Origin of the sequence: Yoonia sp., from assembly GCF_036007805.1 — a bacterium.
Classification (GTDB): Bacteria; Pseudomonadota; Alphaproteobacteria; order Rhodobacterales; family Rhodobacteraceae; genus Yoonia.
This window is the reverse complement of record NZ_DASYOK010000189.1, coordinates 1-7,746: the sequence shown is the minus strand read 5'-3', so window position 1 is coordinate 7,746 and position 7,746 is coordinate 1. Positions and strand designations below refer to the sequence as shown.

At 57.9% G+C, this 7,746-nt stretch carries 8 protein-coding genes; 4 read left to right on the top strand and 4 right to left on the bottom strand.

The features are described 5' to 3' along the window. Both VGP75_RS20700 and VGP75_RS10920 read left to right on the top strand, forming a co-directional pair. The coding region (locus tag VGP75_RS20700) for a hypothetical protein (protein ID WP_526025510.1) at positions 1–140 on the top strand (140 nt) is incomplete at its 5' end. A 505-nt stretch (positions 141–645) separates the two neighbouring features. Then, positions 646–945: a hypothetical protein gene (locus VGP75_RS10920; protein ID WP_327543693.1), complete on the top strand. Its 300-nt coding sequence runs from the start codon at positions 646–648 to the stop codon at positions 943–945. A 68-nt stretch (positions 946–1,013) separates the two neighbouring features. On the opposite strand, the gene VGP75_RS10915 is transcribed toward VGP75_RS10920, so the two are convergent. The 3 genes from VGP75_RS10915 to VGP75_RS10905 all read right to left on the bottom strand — a co-directional run bounded on the left by VGP75_RS10915 (position 1,014) and on the right by VGP75_RS10905 (position 4,959). Then, on the bottom strand, positions 1,014–2,471 hold the full coding sequence (locus tag VGP75_RS10915) for a DEAD/DEAH box helicase (RefSeq protein WP_327543692.1): 1,458 nt from the start codon (positions 2,469–2,471) through the stop codon (positions 1,014–1,016). 147 nt (positions 2,472–2,618) lie between these two features. Then, positions 2,619–3,353 (bottom strand): hypothetical protein, encoded by a 735-nt coding sequence (locus VGP75_RS10910; protein ID WP_327543691.1) that lies wholly within the window; start codon positions 3,351–3,353, stop codon positions 2,619–2,621. 10 nt (positions 3,354–3,363) lie between these two features. Beyond that, positions 3,364–4,959 carry a peptide chain release factor 3 gene (locus VGP75_RS10905; RefSeq protein ID WP_327543690.1) on the bottom strand — a complete coding sequence of 532 codons (1,596 nt, stop codon included), beginning with the start codon at positions 4,957–4,959 and terminating at the stop codon, positions 3,364–3,366. Between the two features lie 101 nt (positions 4,960–5,060). Between VGP75_RS10905 and VGP75_RS10900 the strand changes: the two genes are divergently transcribed. Continuing rightward, the gene (locus tag VGP75_RS10900) at positions 5,061–5,660 is read left to right on the top strand and encodes a hypothetical protein (protein WP_327543689.1); all 600 of its coding nucleotides are present in this window, start codon (positions 5,061–5,063) and stop codon (positions 5,658–5,660) included. Positions 5,661–5,674: 14 nt separating this feature from the next. Here the strand turns inward: VGP75_RS10900 and VGP75_RS10895 are convergent, their stop codons facing one another. Continuing rightward, positions 5,675–6,637: a Hint domain-containing protein gene (locus tag VGP75_RS10895; protein WP_327543688.1), complete on the bottom strand. Its 963-nt coding sequence runs from the start codon at positions 6,635–6,637 to the stop codon at positions 5,675–5,677. 124 nt (positions 6,638–6,761) lie between these two features. Between VGP75_RS10895 and VGP75_RS10890 the strand changes: the two genes are divergently transcribed. Then, positions 6,762–7,541 carry an SDR family oxidoreductase gene (locus VGP75_RS10890; RefSeq protein WP_327543687.1) on the top strand — a complete coding sequence of 260 codons (780 nt, stop codon included), beginning with the start codon at positions 6,762–6,764 and terminating at the stop codon, positions 7,539–7,541. Positions 7,542–7,746 lie beyond the last annotated feature (205 nt).

Genomic DNA, 7,746 nt, shown 5'->3' with positions numbered 1-7,746 from the left:
TTGTGAACCGCGCCGATGCCAAGACATTGCGCGACGAGGTAAAGCTGGAAAAAGAGCTCAAGACGATTGCGCGGCGGTCGGCACAAGGCGAGATCGGCAAAAAGCCTGAAGTGACAGTGATTGTGTCAAGGCTGGGGTAGGGTCGGGCAGTACCCCGACCTACGAACGACGGAATGATTTTGCAATTTTGCTCCAGTCTGTTTGGATGCCTCGGAACCGCAGTAGGGCGGTTATTGCAATTGCGCAGAGTAGAAGCGAACCAATCCCCGTTCCGCTCATGAAGAACAGATTTAGTTCGGCTTCTCTTATTAGTTGTATGATGTTTTCCAAGGTAGACCTCTCGCTATAATCGCGTCGTCTACCCATGTAGTCCCAAAAATAAGCTGTTTGCTTCGGCGTTGGCAAGCAAAAACGAACATCCAATTAGACTACCGAGAAAATATGGGCGAAATTGGCAAAAAGACCGAAGTCACGGTGATTGTGTCAAGGCTGGGGTAGGTGGGGGCTACAGACCGCAGACCTGCGCTCTGGAAGCTTGCATGAGATAAAATTACCCCATCAGCGCCAACACGACAACGTCATAGTTTTGCCCCTATGCTTTGTTCATCATCACCTCATGGGGCAAAACCTGTGAGGTGAGTGAGAATGACACCAAAGTCCATTCCTTTGATTTTAACGGCCGCAATGCTGTCCGGCTGCATGATGACCGATCCGTCCAGTCACCTGATCGGCCGCCAAGGTGCAAATGATATCTATGAATTCAGCATGACACGCTATGCCGATCCGCTTGGGGCAGAGGCCTATGACCAACAGCGCAACAACTATGCAGCACGGCTGTGTCCGCAGGGTTACCGGATCATAAATGAGCGCGAAGGGGTGACGATCAGACCTGCCGGTGACCGGCTGCTGTCTGAAAACCGCATCCAGATTGCCTGTCCTGCTTAAGGTCGCCCAAACAAAAACGGATGTTCCCGCTTAAGGAACATCCGCTTCATGACTGTCGGCAAAGGGCGCTAGTTCTTGGCCCGCTCGGCAAAGCTGAGCGCGATAAACGCTGGCGTATCCTCACCCATGCCAACGATTTTCGGGCCAGTGTCACGCCGGTCGTTGCCGCGCCCACGCCCGCCGCGTGAACGGTCCTCGCGTGGCTTTTGCGCGCGTTCCGGGGCCTCTTCCTTGGCTTCAACGACCTTGGGTTCTTGCGCCTTTGGTGTTTCTGCCTTTGGCTCCGGCTTGCGACGGCTACGTGTCCGCTTGGGCTTTTCTTCGGTCGTTTCGGCCACGGCCACGGCCTCGGCTTGTGCGGGTGTCGGCGCTGCTTTGCCGCCGGGCGCGTCAAGGCGCGGGATTGGCTGGTTCACCAGACGCTCCACATCTTCGAGGTTCTTCTCGTCGCGCGGCGAACAGATCATGATCGCAGTCCCCGTGCGGCCCGCACGACCGGTGCGCCCGATGCGGTGGACATAATCCTCAGCATGGCTGGGCACGTCGAAGTTGAAAACATGCGTGACCGCAGGAATATCCAAGCCACGCGCGGCCACATCAGAGGCCACAAGGATGCGCAGATCATTGTCGCGGAATTTATCAAGTGTCCTGGTCCGGTGGCTTTGGTCCAGATCGCCGTGGATCGGGGCGGCCTCATAGCCGTGTTTGTTCAGCGATTTGGCCACGATATCCACGTCCGACTTGCGGTTGCAGAAGATGATCGCGTTGGTGCAGGCCTCACCTTCGGCATCAATCAGCTTGCGTAGCAGATCACGCTTTTCCGCAGGCTCTTTGGGCTTGGAAGACCCTTTGAACATGACAACACCCTGCTTGATGTTGACGTTCGTGGTCGCCGCACGGGCGACTTCAATCTTGGCAGGGTTTGACAGGAAGGTGTTGGTGATCCGCTCGATCTCGGGGGCCATGGTGGCGCTGAAAAACAGTGTCTGGCGGGTGAACGGCGTGCGTTTGAAGATTTCCTCGATATCGGGGATGAAGCCCATATCGAGCATGCGGTCCGCCTCATCCACAACCATGATCTTGACGTCAGTCAGGATCAGTTTGCCACGTTCGAGGTGGTCGAGCAGGCGGCCGGGGGTGGCGATCAACACATCGACGCCTTTGTCGATGATGGCGTCCTGATCCTTGAAGCTTGTGCCGCCAATCAGCAGGGCGCGCGACAGTTTGGTATATTTGGCGTAGGCGTCGAAATTCTCGGCCACTTGCGCGGCGAGTTCCCGCGTTGGCGCCAGAACAAGGCTGCGCGGCATCCGTGCACGCGCACGGCCACGGCCCAAAAGCGTGATCATCGGCAGTGTAAAAGCGGCTGTTTTGCCGGTGCCGGTCTGGGCAATCCCCAGAACATCTCGGCCTTCGAGGGCGGGGGCAATCGCGCCGGCCTGAATAGGGGTAGGGGTGTCATAGCCGGTTTCGGCAATCGCTTTGAGAACCTTGGGGGCAAGGTTCAAATCAGAAAACTTGGTCATATACGTCCTTTGGATGCGGTTTCGGTCCGCATGTTGTGAAAGGACGCATTTCTCCGAGCGTCCCGCGTCGTAGGCACTTACGCGCCATGCAGATGCGATAGCGGAAATGCCTGTTACCGTCAAGCTGAGCGCGGAAACCGCCTGCCTTCAACGGGCTTTCGTGGCTTTTCCGCGCATCAAGGCAAAGCGGCGGAAGACGGTACCATCATCACTGTTGAGTATATCGAGCAAATGTCGTGTCAGCTTTCCGATTGTTGGTGCATGTTCGGCGTCGCGCCAGAGGGGGGCAAGCAGATTGGCTTCCAGATCGCCTTTGAGGACCGAAAAATCCCTCATCCCCATGGGCAGGGGGGATTTGTTGCGATCTTGCGTCCGAAACGGCGTTTGTGGGGGATGGCCGGAAAAGGCGCGCTCGGCCTCATATATTTTCATCATCGAAAACAACATGTTCATGCGCGCAGCAAGGTTGCGGTCTGCCTCGGTCTCGCCGTGTTCTGCAAAAGTGATGAGCGCAGAAATCAACCAACGGGTGGGCAGGGTGCCCAGCAACCATGCCTCTTGCTCGCCCCAAAGCCGCCGGAACAATGGGGCCGCGCCTTCGGGGTAAGTGTGTTTGCGCAGATGCGACACTAGCAGGCCATGTAGCAGCGCCAGTTCACAATGGCCTTGCAGTTCGCCCAGCAGCATGTGGCGCTTTTTCTCGACACGGCTCAGCCCCTCTGGGCGGGGCATCACTTGGGGGGGCAATGGCATGGCCTTGAGCGCTTCAAAATCAACGTCAAATGGCGGGAGGTCGGCGCCGGTCAGCAGTGCACGGCGCTTTTGGTATTGGGGCATCAGGCTGCCGATACCGCCGGGGAATGTCTGGACACTGTTGCTCAAACGCTAATCCCTAAACCATCATCTCTTTTGTCGCGGTTAGGTTGATATCGGGGTAATCCCGCCCGACGCGGTCGATGTCCCATTGCAGCCGCGTCAGATACACTGTGTCACCGTCATTGTCCGTCGCGATGTGCTGTTTGTTGGCGGCCACGAATTTATCAACCGCCGCTTGCGGCCCCGCCACCCAGCGGGCCGAGGTGAATTGTGACGCCTCAAAGCGCACCGGCAGGCCGTATTCCAGCTCGATCCGGCTGGCCAGCACCTCGAATTGCAGCGCCCCCACAACGCCCACGATAAAGCCCGACCCGAAGGTTGGTTTGAACACTTTGGCGGCCCCTTCTTCAGCGAATTGCATCAGGGCCTTTTCAAGGTGCTTGGCCTTCATCGGATCGCCCGCGCGGCAGGTCTGCAAAAGTTCCGGTGCAAAGGACGGAATTCCCGAGACGCGGATTGCTTCTCCTTCGGTCAATGTATCGCCGATGCGGAGCTGGCCGTGGTTGGGAATGCCGATGATATCACCGGCCCATGCCTCTTCTGCCAGTTCACGGTCAGCGGCAAGGAACAGCACGGGGTTCGTGATGGCCATCTGCTTTTTGCTGCGCACATGGGTCAGTTTCATGCCGCGTTCGAAATGCCCGGATGCAAGGCGCACAAAGGCCACGCGGTCGCGGTGCTTTGGGTCCATGTTGGCCTGCACCTTGAATACGAAACCCGCGACCTTCGTTTCCTCGGGCGCGATATTGCGGGGCTGGGCCGATTGGATTTGCGGCTCTGGCCCGTAGGTCGCCAGACCGTCCATCAATTCCTTGACCCCGAATGAGTTCATGGCAGAGCCGAACCAGATCGGCGTCATAGAGCCGTTCAAGAGCGCCTCCGGGTCAAGCTTGGGCAGCAATGCCTTGGCCATTTCGATTTCTTCAAGGAATTTTTCCAGCAGATGTGCGGGCACATGTTCAGCCAGTTTGGGGTCATCGAGACCTGAAATCTGGATGCTTTCGGCAACCTTGTTGCGGTCGGCGCGGTCCATCAATTCCAGCTTGTCGCGCAAAATATCATAGCAGCCGATGAATTCGCGTCCCACGCCAATGGGCCAAGACGCCGGTGTGACGTCAATCGCAAGGTTTTCTTGGATTTCGTCAATAATGTCGAATGTATCGCGGCTTTCGCGGTCCATTTTGTTGCAAAATGTCAAGATGGGAAGGTCGCGCAAACGGCAGACTTCAAAGAGTTTCCGGGTCTGGCTTTCCACACCCTTGGCCCCGTCGATCACCATCACGGCGGCATCGACCGCGGTCAGTGTCCGATAGGTATCTTCGGAAAAATCCGAGTGGCCGGGTGTGTCAACAAGGTTGAACCGGTATTTTTCAAAGTCGAACGACATCGCAGAAGCGGACACAGAGATGCCGCGGTCCTTTTCCATCTGCATAAAGTCCGACCGCGTGCGCCGTGCTTCGCCTTTGGCGCGCACCTGTCCCGCCATCTGGATGGCGCCACCATAAAGGAGGAACTTTTCGGTCAGCGTAGTCTTGCCCGCGTCGGGGTGCGAGATGATCGCAAAGGTCCGGCGGCGGGCGATTTCAGGGGGAAGGTCTGGGCGATTTGTCATGCATCACGCTTTATGCGTTCGGGCTGGAAAGGGCAATCGGGACAGTGTGCTTAACCAAAGATTTGGTTTTCATTGATATTGCCTCGCGCAAGGGGGCTGCAATGAAACACTATGCATGTGCCATTTGTCTGCTGTCCGGCCTCGCTGCCTGCGGCGGAGGTGGTGGAGGCGGTAGCGGGATTGATCCCCGCCTCGCACGGCTGGACATCTACGAGGCACAAAACCTGCGGGTGTTGGGCGACCCTGCGGCGGGCGTTGTGGGCATGGGAGAGACGGCTGACGAAAACATCCCCACAACCGGCACCATGTCCCTGACCGGTTTTGCAACGATGCGGGTCGAGACGGGAAGCCAGCCGATCATCCTGTTCGGCGATGCGGATTTGCAGATTGATTTTGACACCAGTGCGGCCCAAGGGGCGGTCAGCAGTGTTTTCGGGGGCAGTTCTGACGCCGATATCGCGGATTATACCGGAACGATTGATCTGCAAAGCAACGCTGTCGGGCAGGATATGCCGCTGGGCTATGCGGGCGCGCTGAGTGGCGGGGGGCAAACACTGGGGTTTGCGGGGGTGATCACGGGGGTTTTGCTGGGCAATCCTGCATCCGCCTTTGCGGGCAGTGATCTGGAAGCGCAGGTCGATCAGAACGGAACGACACGAGACGGAACAATCGTGATCGTACTTGAAGAAAATAGCCGGTGACGGGGCCCGTGGGTCTATCGCGTAGATGCCTTGCGCAGCAAAGACACCGCTTTTTGTGCAGGAATAAGGCTGTTTTGCACTTCATAATCCAGATGCGGCCGGTGTGCATGATCGGGTGAGGATACGCCGGCGGGCAGTCCGTGGCGCGTTTGCGCACTGATCAGATGCGATTCCGCCGCAATCCCTTCGGCGTAGATGATGTGATGGTCATCAAAAATCAGCTGGAAGTAATCCACGAAACCGCCACGCCGCCGCAACACTGTTTTGTGATCCACCAGATGCCGCGCCTTGATCAGAACTTCGGGGCGTCCGGCGCCAAGCTGGTCTTCGCGCTGGTATATGAACAGACGGTGGTCAGGGCGCACCACCAGATCGGCCTCGTTATGCAATGCACCCTTGGTGATCACGACCGGTGCAAAATTGCCCGAGGCACGCATTGTGGCCTGCCCGATATGACGGATCGGTTGCTTGCCTGCGTCGCGGGTCAGCACCATATCTCCGATGCTCAGCGTTTCGATCGGGCGCATCTGGCCGTCGCTCATGGTGATGCGCGTGCCACGGGCAAAAGACCCGCTGGCGGCTTCGGCAAAGCGGCGGGTGGCTGTGTGACGTTCCAAACCCACAAGGCGATAATCGACAGCAGGTTGCAGTTCACCCAGTGGTAGCAGGAAAATATCTGCGACATTGTCGTCTTCGACCTCGACCAGAACAAGGGCTTCATGCGTGTCCCCGTCAGGGGCCATAAGCGTCAGGCAGCAGTCCAGATGCACAAGATTGCCTTGTGTGTCGGCCCGGTGCAGCCCCTTGTCATCTGCAATCAGTTCAAGCGGTGTCAGTCCTGCATCGGCGTCAATCCGGTAGACATCATCCATCACCAGTTCATCGGCAAACGACAGTGTCTCGCCCTTGGTCACGCCATCGCTGGCGATCACTTTGGTCGCAGGATAGATATCGACAGTAATGGGGCGCTGGCTCATGGCGACTGGAGTTACACTGGCTTTGGCCTCAGGCCAAGCATGAACGCCGCGTTGCGCGTTTCATTTGCCGAAGTGGGGCGGCAGTGCTAGATCGTCCACAATCAATGAAGAAGGGAACGACACGATGGATCTTGGGATCAAAGGCAAGCGTGCGCTGGTATGTGCATCATCAAAGGGTTTGGGGCGTGGATGCGCCGAAGCTTTGGCTGAGGCAGGCGTCAATCTTGTCATGAACGCACGCGGTGCTGAGGCACTTGAGGCTGCAGCGGCAGATATCCGCAGCAAGTATGGCGTCGATGTTGTGACCGTGGCTGCAGATGTGTCCACGCAGGAAGGCCGTGACGCATTGCTCAAAGAGGCTGAAGGTGTTGATATTCTGGTCAATAACGCCGGTGGCCCGCCTCCGGGCATGTGGTCTGATTGGGATCGTGACGATTTTATTGCAGCCCTTGATGCCAACATGCTGGCCCCGATCGCGCTGATGAAGGCGCTGATGCCGGGGATGATCGACAAGGGCTGGGGCCGCGTCGTGAACATCACCTCCGGTTCTGTGAAGGCGCCGATCCCGCAGCTGGGGCTGTCAAACTCTGCCCGTGCGGGTTTGACCGGCTATGCCGCCGGCACCGCGCGTCAGGTGGCGCAGTTCGGCGTCAACATCAACAATATGCTGCCCGGTATTCACGCCACGGATCGCGCGGTTAGCCTTGATACCGGTGTTGCCACGGCGCAAGGCATAGATATCGCGGCCGCCAAAGCCCAGCGTGAGGCGACGATTCCCGCCCGTCGCTATGGCACCGCGGAAGAATTCGGCGCGATGTGTGCTTTCCTTTGTTCCAATCACGCGGGCTTTATCGTGGGCCAGAACATCGTGCTGGACGGCGGCGCGATCAACGCAACGATCTAAGACCTTCAAAAGAACGACCGGGGCAGGGCGTGGACCTTGCCCCGCAGCAAAACTGTTGTTAGGTGCGCTATACCCAATAGTTTTCGTCAGGGATCCCGCCCCCTATGCCAGCCCCCCGCCTTGAGATCAGCCATATCGTCAAAGACTTCGGCGGCCGTCGTGTCGTCGATGACGTGAGCCTGACGGTGATGCCGGGGCAGGTGAC